Origin of the sequence: Pigmentiphaga sp. GD03639, assembly GCF_029845405.1 — a bacterium.
GTDB lineage: Bacteria > Pseudomonadota > Gammaproteobacteria > Burkholderiales > Burkholderiaceae_B > Pigmentiphaga > Pigmentiphaga daeguensis.
In genome coordinates, this window is the sequence record NZ_JAOCLR010000025.1 from 65,299 (window position 1) to 85,571 (window position 20,273).

Annotated in this window: 17 protein-coding genes and 1 pseudogene; 7 read left to right on the forward strand and 11 right to left on the reverse strand. The window is 68.5% G+C overall.

All coding sequences use genetic code 11. The annotated features are described in order from the left end of the window. Window positions 1–2: 2 nt before the first annotated feature. Both N5K27_RS22015 and N5K27_RS22020 read right to left on the reverse strand, forming a co-directional pair. Window positions 3–923: a 2-dehydropantoate 2-reductase gene (locus tag N5K27_RS22015; protein WP_279818839.1), complete on the reverse strand. Its 921-nt coding sequence runs from the start codon at window positions 921–923 to the stop codon at window positions 3–5. Window positions 924–934: 11 nt separating this feature from the next. Next, on the reverse strand, window positions 935–2,101 hold the full coding sequence (locus N5K27_RS22020) for an enolase C-terminal domain-like protein (RefSeq protein ID WP_279818879.1): 1,167 nt from the start codon (window positions 2,099–2,101) through the stop codon (window positions 935–937). A gap of 194 nt (window positions 2,102–2,295) precedes the next feature. On the opposite strand from N5K27_RS22020, the gene pcaB reads away from it, so the two are divergent. Further along, window positions 2,296–3,657 carry a 3-carboxy-cis,cis-muconate cycloisomerase gene (pcaB, locus tag N5K27_RS22025; protein WP_279818842.1) on the forward strand — a complete coding sequence of 454 codons (1,362 nt, stop codon included), beginning with the start codon at window positions 2,296–2,298 and terminating at the stop codon, window positions 3,655–3,657. Between the two features lie 3 nt (window positions 3,658–3,660). Next, window positions 3,661–4,827 carry a 3-oxoadipate enol-lactonase gene (gene pcaD, locus N5K27_RS22030; protein ID WP_087838956.1) on the forward strand — a complete coding sequence of 389 codons (1,167 nt, stop codon included), beginning with the start codon at window positions 3,661–3,663 and terminating at the stop codon, window positions 4,825–4,827. Between the two features lie 170 nt (window positions 4,828–4,997). On the opposite strand, the gene N5K27_RS22035 is transcribed toward pcaD, so the two are convergent. The 3 genes from N5K27_RS22035 to N5K27_RS22045 form a co-directional block, all read right to left on the reverse strand. Then, entirely contained in the window at window positions 4,998–6,857 is a 1,860-nt protein-coding gene (locus N5K27_RS22035; RefSeq protein ID WP_279818845.1) for a PhoX family phosphatase, read from the reverse strand. Between the two features lie 142 nt (window positions 6,858–6,999). Continuing rightward, window positions 7,000–7,773: a citryl-CoA lyase gene (locus tag N5K27_RS22040; protein ID WP_279818846.1), complete on the reverse strand. Its 774-nt coding sequence runs from the start codon at window positions 7,771–7,773 to the stop codon at window positions 7,000–7,002. A gap of 58 nt (window positions 7,774–7,831) precedes the next feature. Beyond that, window positions 7,832–9,424: an AMP-binding protein gene (locus tag N5K27_RS22045; RefSeq protein ID WP_279818849.1), complete on the reverse strand. Its 1,593-nt coding sequence runs from the start codon at window positions 9,422–9,424 to the stop codon at window positions 7,832–7,834. A gap of 147 nt (window positions 9,425–9,571) precedes the next feature. Between N5K27_RS22045 and N5K27_RS22050 the strand changes: the two genes are divergently transcribed. The 4 genes and pseudogenes from N5K27_RS22050 to N5K27_RS22065 all read left to right on the forward strand — a co-directional run bounded on the left by N5K27_RS22050 (window position 9,572) and on the right by N5K27_RS22065 (window position 14,079). After that, the gene (locus tag N5K27_RS22050; protein ID WP_087838960.1) at window positions 9,572–10,546 is read left to right on the forward strand and encodes a tripartite tricarboxylate transporter substrate binding protein; all 975 of its coding nucleotides are present in this window, start codon (window positions 9,572–9,574) and stop codon (window positions 10,544–10,546) included. A gap of 38 nt (window positions 10,547–10,584) precedes the next feature. Continuing rightward, a complete protein-coding gene (locus tag N5K27_RS22055) occupies window positions 10,585–11,313 on the forward strand; it encodes a GntR family transcriptional regulator (RefSeq protein WP_243724499.1) in 729 nt (242 codons plus the stop codon). A gap of 351 nt (window positions 11,314–11,664) precedes the next feature. Then, window positions 11,665–12,921, forward strand: a pseudogene (locus N5K27_RS22060) (malic enzyme-like NAD(P)-binding protein); the annotation flags it as partial. Between the two features lie 192 nt (window positions 12,922–13,113). Then, the gene (locus N5K27_RS22065) at window positions 13,114–14,079 is read left to right on the forward strand and encodes a D-2-hydroxyacid dehydrogenase (protein WP_087838963.1); all 966 of its coding nucleotides are present in this window, start codon (window positions 13,114–13,116) and stop codon (window positions 14,077–14,079) included. A 359-nt stretch (window positions 14,080–14,438) separates the two neighbouring features. Here the strand turns inward: N5K27_RS22065 and queC are convergent, their stop codons facing one another. The 3 genes from queC to N5K27_RS22080 form a co-directional block, all read right to left on the reverse strand. Beyond that, complete coding sequence (gene queC, locus N5K27_RS22070) at window positions 14,439–15,149, reverse strand: 7-cyano-7-deazaguanine synthase QueC (protein WP_087838965.1); 711 nt, start codon at window positions 15,147–15,149, stop codon at window positions 14,439–14,441. After that, the gene (locus N5K27_RS22075; protein ID WP_165963132.1) at window positions 15,149–15,310 is read right to left on the reverse strand and encodes a DUF6726 family protein; all 162 of its coding nucleotides are present in this window, start codon (window positions 15,308–15,310) and stop codon (window positions 15,149–15,151) included. The genes queC and N5K27_RS22075 overlap by 1 nt, the downstream gene beginning before the upstream one ends. A gap of 97 nt (window positions 15,311–15,407) precedes the next feature. Beyond that, window positions 15,408–16,640: an MFS transporter gene (locus tag N5K27_RS22080; RefSeq protein WP_087838966.1), complete on the reverse strand. Its 1,233-nt coding sequence runs from the start codon at window positions 16,638–16,640 to the stop codon at window positions 15,408–15,410. 107 nt (window positions 16,641–16,747) lie between these two features. On the opposite strand from N5K27_RS22080, the gene N5K27_RS22085 reads away from it, so the two are divergent. Then, on the forward strand, window positions 16,748–17,527 hold the full coding sequence (locus tag N5K27_RS22085) for a helix-turn-helix transcriptional regulator (protein WP_132979676.1): 780 nt from the start codon (window positions 16,748–16,750) through the stop codon (window positions 17,525–17,527). A gap of 12 nt (window positions 17,528–17,539) precedes the next feature. On the opposite strand, the gene N5K27_RS22090 is transcribed toward N5K27_RS22085, so the two are convergent. Genes N5K27_RS22090 through N5K27_RS22100 form a run of 3 tightly spaced genes read right to left on the reverse strand, consistent with a single transcriptional unit; the run spans window position 17,540 to window position 20,204 of the window. Beyond that, on the reverse strand, window positions 17,540–18,271 hold the full coding sequence (locus N5K27_RS22090; RefSeq protein WP_279818861.1) for an alpha/beta fold hydrolase: 732 nt from the start codon (window positions 18,269–18,271) through the stop codon (window positions 17,540–17,542). A 2-nt stretch (window positions 18,272–18,273) separates the two neighbouring features. Further along, a complete protein-coding gene (locus N5K27_RS22095; protein WP_279818864.1) occupies window positions 18,274–19,254 on the reverse strand; it encodes a tripartite tricarboxylate transporter substrate binding protein in 981 nt (326 codons plus the stop codon). A 56-nt stretch (window positions 19,255–19,310) separates the two neighbouring features. Then, window positions 19,311–20,204: an MBL fold metallo-hydrolase gene (locus N5K27_RS22100; protein ID WP_087838969.1), complete on the reverse strand. Its 894-nt coding sequence runs from the start codon at window positions 20,202–20,204 to the stop codon at window positions 19,311–19,313. Between the last annotated feature and the right edge of the window lie 69 nt (window positions 20,205–20,273).

The following is a 20,273-nucleotide window of genomic DNA, read 5'->3' on the forward strand; positions in this document are numbered from 1 at the left end:
CATCAGCGCGCCGCCCGGCGCTCGCGCTGGCGGACCAGCGCCGTCAACGTCGCGTTGACCGGGGCCTGCATGCCCGCCAGCGCCGCTTCCCGGGGCACGGCGCCGTTGATGACATCGATCTCGCTGGGCCTGCCATTCTCGAGATCCTGCAGCAGCGACGGCTTAGCATTGGGGATCTTGGCACCGAACGCGCGCACATGGGCCACCGGATCCTGCACCGCCAACGCAACGCCGCGCGCCCGCGCGACTTCCCAGGCCTCGACCGCCGCGGCCCGGCTGACCGGCCCCATGTCGGCATCGTCCATGACCTCGCCCACCGTCATGCCGGTCAGCGCGCACGGCGCGCTATAGGCCACGTTGCAGATCAGCTTCTCCCACTGCATGGCGGCGATGTTGTCCACGGCCTCGGCCTTGAAGCCGGCCGCCCGCCACAGGGCCGCGATGGCGTCCACCTGCTCGCGCGCCAGCGTCGAGTAGGCGCCCATGCGGATGATCTCCATCCCGTTGTGGAAAGTGTGGCCGGGACCGCGCATCTGCGCGCCGAAGCCGCCGGCGATACCGACCGCGACCCGCTCCGCGCCCACCGCCCGCGCCACCAGGTCCGCGCTGCCCATGCCGTTCTGGATGGTCAGTACGCGGGTGTCCGGCCCCACGGCCGGAACCAGCCGGCCCGCCGCCTCGGCCACGTGCGCGGCCTTGACCGCCACCACGACCAGGTCCATGGCTTCGTCCGGCACCTGTTCCAGCGCGCGTACCTTCACCACCCGGTCGCCGCTCGCGCCTTCCACCCGCAAGCCACGGTCGCGCATGGCTGCAACGTGCTCGCGCCAGGTGTCCACCGCCACCACTTCGTTGCCGCCCGCCGCCAGCAGGCCGGCATAGATGGAGCCCATGGCCCCGCAGCCCATCACCAGGATCTTCATGCGCGTCTCCTTCACGCCAGCAGTTGTCCGATCGCCTCGCGCAGCTCCGGCTTGCGCTCCAGCCCGAAGCCGGGCGCGCTCGACGGCGCGATGCGGCCGTCGCCCGCCACGCAATCGTCGCAGTAGCCGCCGAAGGGCTGGAACACGCCGGGATAGGCCTCGCAGCCGCCCAGTTGCAGTCCCACGGCGATATGCAGGTTGATCAGGTGGCCGCCATGGGGATAGAGCTGCGCCCGCCGGTAGCCATGCGCGTCCATCTCGGCCAGGATGCGGCCATATTCCGTCAGGCCGTAGCTCAGCCCCGCGTCCATCTGGAAGATGTCACGGTCCGCCCGCATGCCGCCGAAGCGCAGCAGGTTGCGCACGTCGGCGGCCGAGAACAGGTTCTCGCCCGTGGCCACCGCACCCGGATAGCCTTCGATGAAACGACGGTTGGCATCGAAATCCAGCGGATCGCAGGCTTCCTCGAACCAGCGCAGCCCGTACTGCGCCATGGCCTTCCCATAGGCCGCCGCCTCGTCCACCGAGAAGCGGCCGTTGGCATCGACCGCCAGCCTGGACCCGTCGCCGGCCACCTCCAGCGCCGCCTCGACCCGCGCGACGTCGGTGGCCAGGTCCGCGCCGCCTATCTTCATCTTGAAGGCCGAGAAGCCCATGTCACGGTAGCGCAGCAATTCGTCGCGCAGGATGGCGCACGGATCGCCGGGATAGTAGTAGCCCCCCGCGGCATAGACGTCCACATCGTCGCGCAGGCGCGAGACCCCATGGGCGCGGCTTATGGTCTGGAACGCCGGTTCGTCGTCCAGCTTGGCGTTCAGGTCCCAGAACGCCAGCTCCAGCGCGCCCACCGCAGCGGCCCGGTCGCCGTGGCCGCCGGGTTTTTCGTTGCGCATCGCGCAGGCGTGCACCTTGGCGGGATCGAAGCGGCGGCCCGATGCGTCCAGCAGGGATTCCGGGCGGGCGGCCAGCAGGCGCGGGAAGAAGCGCTCGCGCAGCAGTCCGCCCTGGGCGTAGCGGCCGATGGAGTCGAAGGCGATGCCGGTGACCGGCTTGCCGTTGCGCACCACGTCGGTGACGACCGCCACCAGCGAGACGGTGTGCTCCGAGAAATTGACCAGGGCGTTGGAGATGTTGCCGCGCAGCGGGACCGTGAGTTCCCGCAGCTCCTTGATGATCATGGTGCCTGTTTCCTGTGGATGGCCCTTGTCGCCCGGCGACGCCGGCCGCTTCTTTTTCATACCGGCCGCCAGCATAAATGCACACGTGTGCATTCGTCAAGGGAGCGCATGGCCGGGGGAAAACCCGTGGCCCGCCATGCTATCGTCATGCCCAGTCCGGCCGCCGCCGCGGCCCCTCCGATACGGCCTTCCCCATGGACGCTCTCAACGCCTTCTTCTCGACCCCGGCCATCCGGGCCATCTGGACCGACCAGGCGGTGATCGCCGCCATGATCCGCTTCGAGTCCGAACTGGCCGCCGCGCAGCGCGACTGCGGCGTCATCCCGGCCGACGCAGCCGCAGCCATCATCGATACCTGCTCGTCCTTTTCGATCGACGCCGGCAAGCTGGCGGCCGATGCCCGCGTGGCCGGCACCCTGGCCATCCCGCTGGTCAAGATGCTCAAGGCCGCGGTGGCCGGGCGCAACGAAGGCGCCGCCGCGTACGTGCACTACGGCTCGACCAGCCAGGACCTGGCCGACACCGCGATGGTCACGCTGGTCCGGCAGTCGCTGGACCTGCTGCGGACCGAGCTGGTCCGGCTGGGCGATGCGCTGGCCGGGCAGGTCGAGGCCCATCGGCGCACGCCGCTGCTGGGCCGCACGCTGATCCAGCCCGCCGCGCCCGTCACCTTCGGCTGGAAGGTCGCCGGCTGGCTCGACGCTGCGGGCCGCAGCAGCGTGGCCCTGAAACGCGCGGGCGACGAAGCCTGCACGCTGCAGTTCGGCGGCGCCAACGGCACGCTGGCCACCCACTACGGCGAAGGCCAGCGCGTCGCGCGGGCGCTGGCCGACCGGCTGGGCCTGCGCGTGCCCGCCATCTCGTGGCAGGGCGGACGCGACCGGCTGGCGCGGCTGGGCAGCGAGCTGGCCATCCTGTGCGGCGCACTGGGCAAGATCGGCCGCGACATCTCCCTGCTCATGCAGGCCGAAGTGGCCGAGGCCTTCGAACCCACCGGCGAAGGACGCGGCGGCTCGTCGGCCATGCCGCACAAGCGCAACCCCGTCTCCAGCATGTACCTGATGGATGCCGCGTATCGCGCCCCGGCGCTCGCATCCATCCTGGCCGGAGAGCTCGCTTCCGAGCACGAACGCGGCCTGGGCACCTGGCCCAATTCGCTGCCGGTGCTGGCCGACCTGTTCAGCCTTGCCGCCAGCAGCATCGCCGCGGCGGTCGACATCGCCGAGGGCGTGCGCGTCGATGCGCAGGCCATGCAGGCCAACATCGACCGCCTGTACGGCGTCGTCTATTCGGAAGGCATTTCGCTGCGGTTGTCGGCTCTGCTGGGCCCGGCGCAGGCGCAGCGCATCATCGGCCAGGTGTGCGAACAGGCCATTTCGCAGCGCACGCCGGTGGCCGAACTGCTCAAGCAGATTCCCGAAGTCACCGCCGTGCTCGGCGCGCAGGACATCGATACCCTGGCCGGCCCGCAGCCGCAGATCGCCGCGTGCCAGCCCATGTGCAGCGCCGTGCTGTACCAATGGCAGGAACAGAAGACCCTTATCCAGGAGGACTAGAACATGCCCCACGTTGTCAGCGGCGACGCCCGCATCTACTGGCGCAGCGACGGCGACGAAAACCTGCCGCCGCTGGTGCTGGGCAATTCCATCGGCACCGACTTCGCGGTCTGGGACGACGTGCTGCCGCGCCTGATGCGCCATTTCCGCGTGATCCGCTTCGATGCGCGCGGCCATGGCGCCTCGGACGCGCCGGCCGGCGACTACACGCTGGAGCAGCTGGGCAACGACCTGGACGCCGTCGCCACGGCTGCCGGCGCCGAAAGCTTCGACTACGCCGGCGTCTCGCTGGGCGGCATGGTGGGCATGTGGTACGGCATCAACAAGCCGGGGCGCCTGCGCCGCCTGGTGTTGTGCAACACCTCGTGCCAGATGGACCCCAAGGCCTGGCAGACCCGCATCGACACCGTGCGCGCCAACGGCATGCAAAGCATCGTCGACATGGCCATGGGCCGCTTCTTCACGCCGGAATACGTCGAACGCAACGGCATCCCCTACCAGCGCGTGCGCACTACCTTCCTGCAGACGTCGGCGACCGGCTACACCGGCTGCTGCGCGGCCATCCGCGACATGCAGGTGGCCGACGATCTGCACCGCATCACCGTCCCCACGCTGGTCGTCACCGGCGAGCGCGATGTCTCGACGCCGCCGGCCGCAGGCGAATTCATCGCCGGCCGGATCCCGGGCGCCACGGCCCGCATGCTGCCCGCCGCCCATATCGCGGCCAGCGAGGTGCCGCTGCAGTTCTGCGACACGCTGATCGAGTTCCTGACCGATCCGCCGGTCGAGACCGAGCAGGACCGCTACGATTACGGCATGGCGCGCCGTCGCCAGGTGCTCAGCCCGGCCTACGTCGATGCCCGCAACGCCGCGATCACGCCCTTCAACCGCCGCTTCCAGGCCTTCATCACGCGCTACGCCTGGGGCGAGGTCTGGACTTCCAGCCGCTTCGAGGACACCACCCGGCGCATCGCCGTGCTATCCATGATGCTGGCGCTGGGCCGCTGGGAAGAGTTCGAGATGCACGTGGCCGCCGCACTGCGCGCCGGCATCGAGCCCGCCGTCATCGAGGAAACCCTGGTGCAGGCCGCCATCTATGCCGGCGTACCCGCGGCCAACACCGGCTTCCACCTGGCCGGCAAGGTGATCGAGAAGCACAAGCAGGGCTAGCGCCTGCTCCCGTCCGGGGCTCCGGGGGGGCGAAATTCCCCACGCCCCCCGCCTGGACCACGTATCGGCGCGGGACGCAGGAAAATGCCAAAAAAAACCCGGATGGCCAGGCCATCCGGGCTGTAAATGGGGGTGCGCCCGTACCGCGGCAACGCCCCCTCCTTGGTCGTTCAGGCGCCCACGGGCTTGCCGTCCTTCCGGCTGACCACGATCGTGGCGGACCGCGCGTCGCCGCCGCCGGCGCGCTTGGTATTCCACACGCCGTTCGGGTGCTGGATGTTGATGAAGAAGGTCGCAAGGTCGGGCGTATAGGCGATGCCCGTGATCTCGCAGCCCTTGGGGCCTACCAGGAAGCGCTTGGACTCGCCCGTTTCCTGATCGATGTAGTACATCGAGTTGTTGCCGAAGATGTCGGTGATGTTCGAGCCCGTGCCCGAATCGGTCTGCACCCACAGGCGGCCCTGCGGATCGACGCGGATGCCGTCGGGGCTGGAAAACTCGTCGCCCTTGATGTTGCCGGTCACGTTGGCCGCGGCGCCGTCCGCCGGGTCCTGGCCGGCCAGCAGCAGCAGTTCCCATTCGAACGTCGTGGCCAGCGGCGAATCGCCGCGTTCCTTCCAGCGCACGATGTGGCCGTGCGAGTTGCTGATGCGCGGATTGGCGGCGCTGGTGCGCTTGCGGCTGCCGTTGTTGGTCAGCGTGCAATAGACGGTCTTGTCCACGCCCACCGTGATCCACTCGGGACGGTCCATCAGCGTGGCGCCGGCCACGCGCGCGGCGACCTTGGTATTGATCAGCACGTCGGCCTGGCTGGCGAAATTGACGATGACGGGCGTGGGCGGCTGGTCCGGCGCGGTCTGCGTGTAGTTGCCCGGGTCGATGGCGTTCAGGGTGAGGTTGTTCTTGCCGTGCGTCAGCTCGACCCAGTTGCCGGTGCCGTCGTCGTTGAAGCGGGCGGCGTACAGCGTGCCTTCGTCCAGCAGGTTCAGGTTGGCCGCGCGGTTCTTGGGGTCGTAGGCCTTGCTGGGAATGAACTTGTAGATGCAGCCCGGCGTGCCGTCGTCGCCCATGTAGAACGCGACGCGGTTGGCCTCGTCCGTCATGTACGCGGTGTTCTCGTGGTCGAAGCGGCCCATGGCGGTGCGCTTGACCGCGGTCGAGGTCGGCGTGTAGGGATCGATCTCGACCACCCAGCCGTAGCCCTTCTCGTCCTGCGTGGGATCCAGGTAGTTGTCCGTCGTCTCTTCGCAGGTCAGGTACGTGCCCCAGGGCGTCGGGCCGCTGGCGCAGTTGTTCAGCGTGCCCACCACCTTGCGGGTGCTGCTGACGGCCGAGGCGGCCGGGCCGCCGACGTTGTAGACGGTGTTGCCGGTATAGCGCTTGTTGTAGCGGGAGTTGGCCTTGACCGCCCACGTGCCGTCATCGCCGCGCGCGACCTCGACGACCGAGACGCCGACGTTCGACAGACGCGTCTTGGTGCCTTCCACGGCCAGGTTCAGCGTGGCGTTGTCGGTGCTTTCATGGTTGATGGCCAGCAGGCCGCCCTTGTTGGGGTCGACGCCGTCCAGCGGATAGAAGTGCATGCCGTCGTGCTGGCCGCCGGCCTGCGTCTCGGTGTCCGGCCACGACTGGGGCGTACCGGCGTACCCGGCGGAACCCGTCTCGCACTTGTCGCCGGCCGAGTACAGGATCTGCACCTGGTAGTCCTTGGGCACGGTCACGGTGTCGGCCGTGATCTTGTCGGCCAGCCGTTCGAACTTCACCGAGTAGTCGGGGCCGACCGGATCGGTGCCACCACCACCGCCACCTCCGCCGCCGCCCGGCGCGGGCGCGGAATCGCCGTCGCTGCCACAGGCGGCCAGCGTCGTGGCACCGAAGACCGACAGGATAGACAGGCCGAAGCTGTTCCTGAGCAGCGTGCGGCGAGCGGGGTTGGCGGCGACGATCTCGTCGAACATCTGGCCGGGGACGGTGACTTCTCCCTGCGCCTCGCGAGACGGAGCGCGCAATTTATCTGTCAGGTAGGACATTCAAACCTCGTGGTGTGAAAAGACGGTATTAAGCTGCTTGTCAGCTTGACCGAGCGCGAGGTTAAAAGACCCAGATGACAGCCGGGTTACGGACGAAAAAAAGTCCGCCCCGCGAGGCGGACCCGGAAGCGGCGGATAGACATCAGCGCAGGTGCGCGGTGGCTTCCTCCTCGACCATGGCCTTGATCTCGCGCGCCATCGGCTCGCGCAATTCTTCCAGCACGTGCGCCACCAGCCCGATGGCCCGCGACATGACGCCTATGCCCCGGACCACGCGCCAGGGAATGCCCAGTTCGCTGGCCACCGCGGCGATGGCGCCGGTGGCGTTGACCGGCAGGCTCTTGCCCAGGCGCGACTGCGCCGCCTCGGCCACCGCCTGCATCAGCGCCACGTAGGGTCCGTCGAAGCCGTTGTCACGGGCGATCTCGAACAGGCGCGGGGCACGCGGGTCGACCGGCTTGTGGATGTGGTGGCCGATGCCCGGCACCGTGCGGGCGCGCGCCGCGTGTTCGTCGACGATGCGGACCGCCAGGGCGGCGATGTCCCCGGGCCGGGCCGGATCCGGCAACGCCTCCTGCAGCATGCGGGCGGCATTCTCCATGCTGCCCACGAACACGCTGCCCAGGCCGCTGAGTCCGGCCGCCACCGCGGCCTGCATGGCTTCGGGCGCACCCGCCAGCGTCATGCGGGTCACGATGGCGCTGGGCGTCATCCCGTGCTCGACCAGGATCACCGCCAGCGCGTTGAACACGCGTGACTCGCGCTCATTGGGCAGGCGGTCCATCATTTCCAGGAAGGCCATGTCGCCCAGCGACACCTTGCCCATGATGTCCTGGCACAGGTCCAGCCCCTTGATGGTGATCTTGTCTTCGGTGCTCCAGCAGATGTCGGTCCTGAGTTGCTTGCGCTTGGCCATGGGTCGTGTCTCCTTCGATGTCAGATTCGCATTGTGCCCGCGACGGCGGGGGATGGGTTCAGGCCTGCAGGTCCACGATCCGTTCCCTGACGGCGGGATCGTCGCGCAGCAGGTTCTTGGCGATCTTGTGCGTGGGCGTGTGCGGCAGCTCGGGCAGCAGCGCCACGTAGCGCGGCACCTTGATGGCGGCCAACCGGCCGCGGCACCACTCGGCCACCTCGGCTTCGGCCAGCGTGGCGCCCGGGCGCGGCGCCACCACCACCAGGATCTCGTCCTCGCCCAGTTCGGACGGCACGGCCAGGGCCGCCGCCTCGAACACGGCGGGGTGCTCGTTGATGACCATTTCGAGTTCGGCGGCGGCGATGTTTTCGCCGCGGCGGCGGATGATGTCCTTCTTGCGCGAGACGTGGAAGAAGAAGCCGTCGGCATCGCACCGCACCAGGTCGCCGGTCTTGAGCCACTCGCCTTCGAAGGCCTGGCGGGTCTGTTCGGGATCGCGGAAGTACCCCTGCATGACGATGGGCGTGGCCACCCAGAGCTCGCCGACCTCGTCCACGCCCACGTCCCGGCCGGCATCGTCGACCACGCGGCATCGCGCCCAGGGCCGGGCCGGATCCGGATGCGCGGCCACCACGCCCATGCTGCCCGGCTTGTCGGGCCCGTCGTAGGGATTGCAGGTAACGCCGGGAATCTCGGTCATGCCGAAGCCCGAGAACAGGTGCGGCACTCCGAATTCGTCGCGGAATGCGGGTGCCGACTTCCTGCGCACGCCGTATACCGCGCGCAGGCGGTGATCGGGCCGGTATTCACGCCGGTCGCGGGAGGCGAGGATGGTGCCGATGGCCTCGATGATGTTGACCACCGTGGCGCCGTTGTCGGCCGCCACCTGCCAGAACGTCGAGGCGGAAAAGCGCGGCACCAGGATCATCGCCGCGCCGCAAGCCAGCGCGCCGCCCACCGAGTAGAACAACGCATTCATGTGGAAGAACGGCAGGATGATCATCAGCCTGTCGTCGGGCTGCAGGTGCACGCGCGCGACGTTGGCCTCGCCAGCGGTCACGAGGTTGTACTGGCTGTGCATGACGCCCTTGGGAAATCCCGTGGTGCCGGACGTGTAGATGATGACGCAGGTATCGGTGGCCGCCGGGACGGGTAGCGGCGCCTGCCCCACCGGCTGTGCCAGCGCGGCGGCCAGCGACCCGGCATCGTCCTGCGGGCCGTCCATGGTCATCAGCCAGGGGGGGACCTGGAACCCGGCGGCGATCGGCCGCACCAGGTCGAGCAGGCGCGTTTCGGCCAGGATGCCCTGCACCTCCGCGTGCCGCAGCGCATAGTCCATCTCGCGCGGACCGAAATCGGGATTGACCGGCACCATGGTGGCGCCCAGCCGGGCCAGCGCGAACAGCGCCAGCACGTGCGCCTTGTCGTTGCGCCCGGCCACCGCCACGCGGGCGCCGGGCCCGATTCCCCGCGCGGCCAGCGCCCGCGCCAGGCGTTCGTAGCGCCGGCCGAACTCGGCCCAGGTCCAGCATTCGCCGTCCTGGATCAGGAAAGGCCGGGACGCTTGCTCGGCGCACCGGCTCAGGAAGGCGTCGTGCAGGGTTCCGTCGTGGGGGCGATAGCGGTTCAGGACTTCGAGCGGACTTTGCATGGTCGAGCGGCTCGGAACAGGATTCGACCTTGCCAGTTTACTTCCTGGATACGTGCGTGCACAATTGTATTCAAACGAATACCGAAAGAGCCCGGCCACCGCCTGCGGCGGCGCCACGGGCCCGGATCCGGCCCCTCAGGAGGAGACATGAAGCACGCATTCGGCGCAGCGGTCTGCCTGGCCGCTTTCGCCCTGCCCGGCCATGCCGCGCCGGCCGACCACTATCCCGAAAAACCCGTCCGCATCGTGGTGCCGTTCGCCGCGGGCGGCGGCGGCGATTTCATCGCCCGTGCCTTCGCCGAGAAGCTGTCGGCCACCCTCAAGCAGCCCGTCATCATCGACAACCGCGGCGGCGGCAATACCGTGACGGGCACCGAGGCGGTGGCCAAGGCCGAACCCGACGGCTATACGCTGCTGATCGTCAGCCCCAGCTTCGCCACCAACCCCACGCTGCTGCCCAAGCTGCCCTACCGGACGCCCGACGATTTCGCGCCCATCGGCCTGGTCATCACCTACGCGATGGGACTGGCCGCGCGCGCCAACCTGCCCGCCAACGACATCCCACAGTTGCTGGAACTGGCTGCCAGGCAACCGGGCAAGCTGACCATCGCCACCTCGGGCGAGGGATCCGCCTCGCACATGGCCACCGAACTCTTCAAGGCCGCCACCCACGCCAACATCCTGGACGTGCCGTATCGCGGCGCCGGTCCGGCCATGCTCGACGTCGCCAGCGGCCACGTGGATCTGGCGTTCACCGGCCTGTCGCAGATCAAGCCCCACCTGGACAGCAAGCGGGCCAAGCTCCTGGCCACCAGCGGACTGCGGCGCCTGCAGTCGGCGCCCGACGTCAAGACCATCGCCGAACAGGGCGTCAAGGATTTCGAGGCCGTGGTGTGGTGGGGCATGTTCGCGCCAGCCGGCACGCCCAAGCCCATCATCGACAAGATCAACGGCGCGCTGCGCACCAGTCTCGCGGACCCGGAGGTCGCCAAGCGATTCGACGTCATCGACGGCGAGGTACGCGTGTCGTCCCCGGAGGAATTCGGCCGTTTCGTGCGCGAGGAAATCACGCGCTGGAGCAAGCTGCTCAAGCCTTCCAAGGCGGCGACAGCCTCGCCTTGAACCAGGGCGGCACGCGGGAGCAAGGCACGGACTTGGTTATGATCCTTGCTTTGCCACCCGCCATTCCGCCGTCCATGCCCAGAAAGAAAGCGGCGCCCGCCGTGCCCAGCGCGAAGAACCTGGGACAGACCTCGTGCTCGCGCGGCGAGCAGGCCTACCAGTATGTGCGCACCGCCATCCGCACCGGCGAACTCGCTCCCGGCACGCGCCTGCGCGAGATCGAGCTGGCCGAATTGCTGGGCCTGAGCCGCACGCCCGTACGCGAGGCCCTGAGCCGCCTGGAAAGCGAGGGGCTGGTGGCAAACGAGTCCGGACGCGGGCTCATCGTGACCGAGCTCGACCAGAGCATGGTCAACGAACTGTATGTCATGCGCGAGGTGCTGGAAGGCACGGCCGCGCGGCTGGCCGCGCGCCATGCTTCCGACGTGGAGATCTCGGCCCTGAGGGAGATCGCCGACCGCGACGCACAACTGGTCGGCCAGCACGAACAGCTCGCGATCAACAATCGCTTCTTCCATGAGACGCTGTACCGCTGCGCCCACAACCGCTATCTGCTGAAGACGCTCAATTCGCTGCAGGAGTCGATGGCGCTGCTGGGCCCCACCACGCTGGCCATACCCGAGCGTGCCGACGTCAGTTCGCGCGAGCACCAGGAAATGGTGGCGGCGCTGGAACAGCGCGATCCCGATCTTGCCGAGCGCATCACGCGGGAACACATCCGCGCCGCCTACAAGGTGAGGCTGACACGCATGCTCCGCGCGCTGTAAGGCGCCTGGCCCGATCCTAGTTGCCTCCCCGCAACTATCGTCCGGGCCGCCAGACGCGGCCCGGTATCGGCGTATCGGCCGCGCTTGTTGTTGTAACGCAGCATCCTCCGGCGCGTGCGCGAACGGCGCGCGTCATGGCGCGCGCAAACCCTCTTCTCCATACCACGCCCATACGGTGCGATGCTGCGTCGCATGATCGTTGCGATGCGCATCGACCCTTGCCGCGCCTTGCCCGCGCGGTCGCGAATGCGCCGCCCCGCGCGGCCCTCCGGGCCACGCCGAGCGCCGTGCCGTGCTCAACCGGGCATACAATGTTCGTTCACGTGCCGCTACTGTTCTATATATAAAACAATGGATTCTTCGCTTACCGATAAGGCGCTCGCCTATCATCAGTTCCCCATCGCCGGAAAGATCTCCGTCGTCCCCACCAAGCCGCTCGACAACCAGCACGACCTGTCGCTGGCCTATTCGCCGGGTGTCGCCGCCGCGTGCGAAGCCATCGCCAACGACCAGCAGGCCACGCGCTACTACACGTCGCGCTCGAACCTGGTGGCGGTCATCTCGAACGGCACCGCCGTGCTCGGCCTGGGCAACATCGGGCCGTACGCCGCCAAGCCGGTCATGGAAGGCAAGGCCTGCCTGTTCCAGAAGTTCGCAGGCATCAACGTCTTCGACATCGAGCTGGCCGAGACGGATCCCGACAAGCTGGTCGACGCCATCGCGATGATGGAGCCCACGTTCGGCGGCATCAATCTCGAGGACATCAAGGCGCCCGAGTGCTTCTACATCGAGCGCCGGCTGACCGAGCGCATGTCGATCCCGGTCTTCCACGACGACCAGCACGGCACGGCCATCGTCGCCTCCGCCGGCATCGTCAATGGCCTGAAGCTGGCCGAGAAGTCGCTGGACCAGGTCAAGCTGGTCTGCTCGGGCGCCGGCGCCGCGGCCATCGCCTGCCTGGACCTGCTGGTGCGCCAGGGGCTGAAGAAGGAAAACATCCTGCTGGTGGACTCCAAGGGCGTGGTCTACGAAGGCCGCGACGCGTCCATGGAGTTCAACAAGTCGCGCTATGCCACCACCAGCACCGCGCGCACGCTGGCCGATGCGGTCAAGGACGCCGACGTCTTCCTGGGATGCTCCGCCGCCGGACTGCTGACCCCGGAGATGGTCTCGACCATGGCGCTGCGCCCCCTGATCCTGGCGCTGGCCAATCCCGAACCCGAGATCCGTCCGGAAGTGGCCCGCGCCGTCCGCTCGGACTGCCTGATCGCGACGGGTCGTTCGGACTACCCGAACCAGGTCAACAACGTCCTCTGCTTCCCCTTCCTGTTCCGCGGTGCGCTGGACGTGGACGCCATGCGCATCACCGACGAGATGAAGCTCGCCTGCGTGAACGCCATCGCCAATCTCGCGCAGCAGCCCATCCCGCCCGAAGTCGCCAAGGCCTATCCCAACCACAAGCTGGAATTCGGCCCCGACTACTTCATTCCCACGCCGTTCGATCCCCGCCTGATCAGCGAAGTCGCGTCCGCCGTCGCACTGGCCGCGATGGATTCGGGCGTCGCGCGCCGTCCCATCGGCGACATCGACGCCTATCGCCAGTCGCTGCTGAAGTAGTCTTCCCACACGCTGGCGCAGGAGCGGAACGGCAATTTGCCTTCCGCTCTGGCGGCGAGCGGATCATCACCTGCTGGATACCCATCCGGGGCACAGCGGATCCGGCTCCAGCGGTCCGCCAGTGCCGCCCCTTGGGGGACGCGCGAAGCGCGTAGGGGGGGATCCATCCATAGAGGGCTTCTCATGTCGTCGTTCACGCACAAGATCGTCTTCCTGGACCGGGCCAGCCTGCAGGCCACCATCCGGCCGCCCGCCTTCTCCCACGCCTGGGTCGATCACGAGATCACTTCCCGCGATGAGGTCGTGGCGCGATTGAAGGATGCGTCCATCGCCGTCACCAACAAGGTGCCGCTGCGCCGCGCCGAGCTGGACCAGTTGCCCGCGCTGAAGATGATCGCCGTGGCGGCGACGGGCACGGACATCATCGACCTGGCCGCCTGCCAGGAACGCGGCATCGTCGTGTCGAACATCCGCAACTACGCCACCGCCTCGCTGCCCGAGCATACCTTCGCGCTCATCCTGGCGTTGCGCCGCAACCTGCGCGCCTATGCCGCCGACGTCGAAGCCGGCAAGTGGCAGCGGTCGCAGCAGTTCTGCTTCCTCGACTATCCCATACGCGACCTGTCCGGCAGCCGGCTGGGCATCGTCGGCTACGGCGCGCTGGGCCGGTCGGTGGCCGCGCTGGGCCGCGCCTTCGGCATGGAGATCTGCGTCGCCAGCCGCTCGCCGGTGGACGAGCCGGGCATCGTGAACCTGCCCCTGCCGGAGCTGCTGCGCACCTCGGACGTCGTCACGCTGCACCTGCCGCTCAGCGCCGCCACGCGCAACATGATCGGCCGCGCCGAACTGGCATCCATGAAACCCACCGCGCTGCTCATCAACACCGCCCGCGGCGGGCTGGTGGACGAAGCGGCGCTGGCCGAGGCCCTGCGCGCCGGCACCATCGCCGGCGCCGGCTTCGACGTGGCCGACGGCGAACCGCCCGCCGACGCCAATCCGCTGCTGCACGTCAGGCAACCCAATTTCATCCTGACCCCGCACGTGGCCTGGGCCAGCCAGGAAGCCATGCAGACGCTGGCCGATCAACTGGTGGACAACCTGGAAGCGTTCGTCGCGGGCAAGCCGCGCAACGTGGTCCTGCCGAAGTAATACTCGCGAATACGCGCAATTCCTCATGGACGATCGGTGGCCACCGATCGTCCGGGAGCACGGGACGGGGGCTAGGGTAGAGGGGTCTTCCAAGGAACTCCAACTGCATATAATCGAGCTAACCAAGGCGGAGCGCCTGGGGTGCCTGCCGGCGGCGCTGTCGGCCTGGGTCGCGTGCCCAAGGTCGCCGGCAAGGCGAATCCGCCCTGCTCGAACGCCTCCTGGCCCGCCGCTTCGGCCCCCTGCCCGATGCCACGATCCAGCGCCTGCGCGACGCGTCGGACGCCGACTTGGAAACCTGGTCCGTCAGCGTACTGGATGCCGCGACGCTGGCCGAAGTGTTCGGCGACTAGGCGACGCTACACGCCGCTCGACTCCTGCCGCCAGCGTCCATACCCCGCCGCCCGCAGTTCACAGGCAGGGCAAGTCCCGCATCCGTAGCCCCAGTCGAATCTCTTGCTGCGATCGCCCAGGTAGCAGGTATGGCTGTGCTCGGCCACGACCTCGACCAGCGCGTCGCCGCCCAGGTCCTGGGCCAGTTGCCAGGTCCGGGCCTTGTCCAGCCACATCAGCGGCGTCTCGAAGGTGAACCGCTGCCCCATGCCCAGCGACACCGCGACCTGCAAGGCCTTGACGGTATCGTCGCGGCAATCGGGATAGCCGGAGAAATCGGTTTCGCACATGCCGCCGACCACGACCTCCAGCCCGCGGCGATAGGCCAGCGCCGCGGCCATGGTCAGGAAGACCAGGTTGCGTCCTGGCACGAAGGTATTGGGCAGTCCGGCATCGGTCAGCCTGATCTCGGTATCGCGCGTGAGCGCGGTGTCGCTCAGGGCGCCCAGCACCGACAGGTCGATGGCGTGGTCCTCGCCCAGCCGGGGCGACCAGGACGGGAAGCGGGCGTGGATCTCGCGCAGCACGTTGCGGCGGGCATCGAGTTCCACGCGATGGCGCTGGCCGTAGTCGAAGCCCACGGTCTCGACCCTGGCGTAGCGGTCGAGCGCCCAGGCCAGGCAGGTGGTGGAGTCCTGGCCACCGGAGAACAGGACGAGTGCCTTGCGCGCGTCCATCAGTCGATCACCGCGGCGCAGGCGTCGGTGGGCGCGGCGGCGATATCACCCACCACGGGGACGATCTTGAGACCGGCGGAGGCGATGCGGCAAGGCGCGGCCACCACGCCGCAACCATTCAGCGCGGTCGCGCAGGCGAAGGCAAGCAGAAGACTTTTCATGTAACCCTGGCAGGAGTGTCGTGCGTGTCGCCACCAGGGTAGCACTATGGGATGGCATGTCGTGCACCGGGAGCCCGCGGCCCCCGGAACGCCCCCGTCAGGCCTTGGCCAGGACCGGCTTGGCACGCGGCCGGCCGAGATCCGGCAGGAAGGCGGTCAAGAGACCCAGCAGCGGCAGGAACGAGCACAGGTGGTAGACGTATTCGATGCTGGTCACGTCGGCCACCTTGCCCAGCACCGCGGCACCCAGGCCGCCCATGCCGAAGGCGAAGCCGAAGAACAGGCCCGAGACGGTGCCTACCTTGCCCGGCATCAGCTCCTGGGCGAACACCAGGATCGCGGAGAAGGCCGACGCCAGGATCAGGCCGATGACGAAGCTCAGGACGCCGGTCCATGCCAGTCCCACATAGGGCAGCACGAGCGCAAACGGCGCCACGCCCAGGATGGAGCCCCAGATCACCTTCTTGCGGCCGATGCGGTCGCCGATGGGGCCGCCCAGTATCGTGCCCAGGGCCACCGCGATCAGGAAGGCGAACAGGTGCATCTGCGCGGCCTGCACCGACACGTCGAAGCGGTGCATCAGGTAGAAGGTGTAGTAGCTCGTGAAGCTGGCCATGTAGAAATACTTGGAGAACAGCAGCGTGAGCAGGATGGCCATCGAGCCCGTGACGGTCCCGCGGCTGAGCGTGGGCGCGGGCGCCGCCGGCCGGGCCTTGCGCGGGCCGGACAGGTGCTGCCGCTTGTACCAGGCACCCACCTGATAAAGCACGACCATGGCCAGCAGCGCGGCCAGCGCGAACCACGCCAGGCTGTCCTGGCCGCGCGGAATGATGAACCAGGCGGCCAGCAGCGGTCCCATGGCGCTGCCGGCGTTGCCGCCCACCTGGAAAATGGACTGCGCCAGGCCGTGGCGGCCGCCCGACACCAGGCGCGCGACGCGCGAGGATTCGGGATGGAAGATGGACGATCCGGTGCCCAGCAGCGCCGCGGCCACCAGCAGCATGGCGTAGTTGGGCGCGAAGGCCAGCAGCACGATGCCGGCCATGCTGCACGCCATGCCCATGGGCAGCGAATAGGGCTTGGGATTGCGGTCGGTGTACAGGCCGACCAGCGGCTGCAGCAGCGAGGCGGTCAACTGGTAGAGCAGCGTGATCAGGCCGATCTGGGTGAACGACAGCGAAAACTCGCTTTTCAACAGCGGATACACCGCCAGAATCAGCGACTGCAGCATGTCGTTCAGGAAGTGCGAGAAGCTGATCGCGCCCAGTATCTTGAAACCGGTGCGTTCAGCCTGGGCGGGCGGAACTTGGGCAGGGTTGACGCTTTGCATGGAGTCTCTGGAGATGCCCGATGGGCTCAGGGTTTTTACGTATTTTCGTAAGCGTACCTGTCCAGATTGCGCCTGTCTTGCGAAAATAAGGCACACGCCTTCTAGAAATGGACAAAAGCTCCCTTTTTCCCGACTACCACGACTACGACCGCCGCGAGCGGCCGGTCACGGCCATGGCCAAGGACTTCCCGCCGGACTACCGCACCGGGCCGCACCAGCACCCTTCGGGTCAACTGGTCTACGCCCTGTACGGCGTGGTGGTCGCGCATACCGAGATGGGCCGGTGGGTGGTGCCGCCCACCCGGGCCCTATGGATGCCGCCCGCCGTGCGCCACGAGTTGCGCATGGTGGGCGCGGTGCGGATGCGCACCGCCTACATCCACGCGGAAGCCGCCCGGCAATTGCCGCCCCACTGCTCAGTCATGGCGATCTCGCCGCTGCTGCGCGAACTGATCCTGGCGGCGATCGACATCCAGGGCCCCTACGACGAAGATACCCGCGACGGCCGGGTAATGCGGCTGCTGCTGGATGAACTGCGGCAACTGCCCACGCTGCCGCTGCGCCTGCCCCGGCCCGCAGACCCGCGCCTGCAGGCGGTGTGCGAAGCCATCGTCGCCGCTCCCGACGACAAGACCACCGCCCAGGGCTGGGCGGCCCGGCTGGGCGTGGACGCCAAGACCGTGCACCGTCTTTTCGTGCGCGAGACCGGCATGACCTTCGGCCAGTGGCGCCAGCAGGCCCGGCTGCTGGAGGCGCTGGAGCGCCTGGCCGAAGGGGCGAAGATCCTGGATGTGTCGCTGGAGCTGGGCTATGCCAGCCCCAGCGCGTTCTCGACCATGTTCAAGCGGCAGTTCGGCGTGGCGCCGAGCGCCTTCTTCGACCAATAGACGGCCATTCGGTCAGGGTTGATCCAGGAAATCCGCGACGACGGCGTTGAACCAGTCCTCGCGCTCCAGATGCGCGGCGTGGCCGCAGCCCGGCAGTACGCACAGGCTGGCGCCTGGAATGGCCTGGCGCAGCGCCAGCGCGGCGTCGGGCGGATGCGAATGATCGTGCTCGCCCAGAACGACCAGCACCCGCGCCGTCACGCCATCGAGCCGCCCGGTGAAATCGGCACGCTGCATGGCCTCGATCGCCGCGCTGCCCGCCTGCTCCGACATGCGCGCCCCGTCTTCGACGCAAGCCGCATGACGCGGGTCGTCCTCCCCGCGCGCGAACCACGTCGCCGTCACGCGGCGCACGCAGGACGCCACGCCGTCCTCGCGCAGCCGGGCGATGGTGCGCTCGGCCGGCTCGAAGCGCCGGCGCGGATCGATGCGCAGCCCCGCGCCGTACAGGACCGCGCGGCGCACGCGCTGCGGATGCGTGCGCAGCAGTTCCTGCACGACGAAGCCGGCCATCGAATGGCCCAGCGCGTCGAAACGCGCGAGCCCGTGCGCATCGGCCTGCCGCAAGGCCTCGGCGGCGAAGCCCGCGAGATCGAGGCAGGGCGGCTCGCCGCCGCGCGCACCGAACCCCGGCCAGTCGAAGGCCACGCAGCGGCGGTCCGCCAGCGCCGCCACGGTCGGCCGCCAGATGGCCGACGAAGCGCCGAAGCCGTGCAGCAACAGCAGGGGCGTGCCGTGCGCCATCGTCAGTTGTCCAGCATCACGCCGGACTTGCGCACGATGTCCTGCCAGCGACGCGCTTCGCTGCGCAGCGCGGCCTCGAACTCGGCGGGCGAGCCCTTGCCCGGCACGAAACCGCCCTGGGCATAGGACTCGCGCACCTGGGGCATGGCCAGCACCTCGTTCAGCGCCTGCGACAGGACGGCGATGACGGCCGGATCGGTGCCCTTGGGCGCCGCCAGTCCCCACCAGTTGCTGAGCACGACATCGGGCATGCCGGCCTCGGCCGCGGTGGGCACCTCCTTCAGGCCCGGATAGCGGGTGGGTGAGGCGACGGCCAGCGCGCGCACGCGGCCCTGCGGCATGTACGAGGCGGCGATGCTGTAGCCGCCTATGTAGAGCTGGATCTCGTTGGCCAGCAGGGCCTGCACGCCCAGCGACGACCCGCGGTACGGAATGTGGGTCATGCTGGCGTGCATCGCCTCGCTCAGCATGTAGGCCGACAGGTGGGGCGTGGTCCCGGCCCCCGGGGAACCGTAGTTCAGCTTGCCCGCATGCTGCCTGGCGTACTGCGCGAAGGCGGCGTAGTCCTGCGCCGGCACCGCGGCGCTGATGTAGATGAAGGCCGGCACGTCGGCCAGCTTGCCCACCATCGCCAGGTCCTCCAGCGGATCGAAACCCAGCTTGCGATACAGGTACTGGTTGATGACGAAGTTGTTGGTCGCGCCCAGCACCAGCGTGTAGCCGTCGGGCTTGGCGCGCACCACGTCCTGCACGCCGATGTTGCCGCCCGCGCCGGTGCGGTAGTCGATGACCAGGGGCTGGCCCAGCCGCTTCTCCAGCAGCGGCTGCACCTGGCGGATGGCGATGTCGCCCGCCGCTCCCGGCGCGTAGGGCAGCACGACGCGTATGGGCCGGTCGGGATAGCCGGCTCGTGCGCCGGCGGCAAGGCAACAGAGGAGGCCGGCGGCGAACAGCGCGGCGCGGCGGCTAACGGTATCGGTCACGGCATGCCCTCCTTCAAGCGATGCGCCGGATCTGCCGCCGGCGCGGCGGCGTGGCGCTACAGGTCGATGCGCATCAGGTCGTGCGCCAGGCGCAGCGGACCGTCGTAGTTCTTGCGTATGTCGGCCACGATCTCGTCCATCAGGTGCGGCCCCATCAGCTCCACCGGCAGGTGCTTGGCGGCGGCGCGCCGGAGCACCGGGCTGGTGGAATCGAAATGGCCAAAATGCGTGGCCACCAGGCTCTTCACGTTGGCCCGGCGGGCGATCTTGCCCAGGTCCGTGGGACTCGTGTGGGCATAGGTCCCCACGCCGGTCTTGGCGCGGTGGGCGATGAAGGACTCGGGGAAGGTGCACTCGTGGATCAGCAGGTCGGCGTCCTGGGCCAGCCGCACCATGGCCTCGCAAGGCGCCGTGTCGCCGCTGAAGGCAATGACCTTGCCCTCGGCCTCGACGCGCACCCCGAAACATTCGCAGATGTCGCGCGGGATGTGCTCGACCCAGTCCACCGAGATCTTCACCTTGTCGTCCTCGAACACCACGCCGGGCTGGACCTCGCGCACCTCGGGCCGCGCCGCCTCGATGTTCTGCTGGCGCACGGGGTAGGCGCTGCGGGCGCGGAAATCGGCCTGGAACGCGCCGTGCTCGAACAGGTGGTCGACGAAATGCCGGGTGCCCTTGGGGCCCAGCACCAGCGGCGCGCCGGTCTTGTTCAGCATCCAGCTGGAGATGACGAAGTAGGGATAGTCGCAGATGTGGTCGTGGTGCAGGTGGGTCAGGAAGACGAATCCCACCGTGGCCGGGTCCACGTTGGCGCGCACCATCTGCCGCGTGGCGCCTTCGCCGCAGTCGAACAGGTAGTGCCGGTGGTCGTCCAGCGTCAGGAGGATGGCCGACTGGCCTCGGTCGGGGTCGGGCAAGGCGGCGCCGGTGCCCAGCATCGTGATCTTCATCGGGGTCTCGCGGGTAGGGGGAAAACGGGCCCAGTGTAGGCACGCAGTGACTACCAATGCATAAATTCT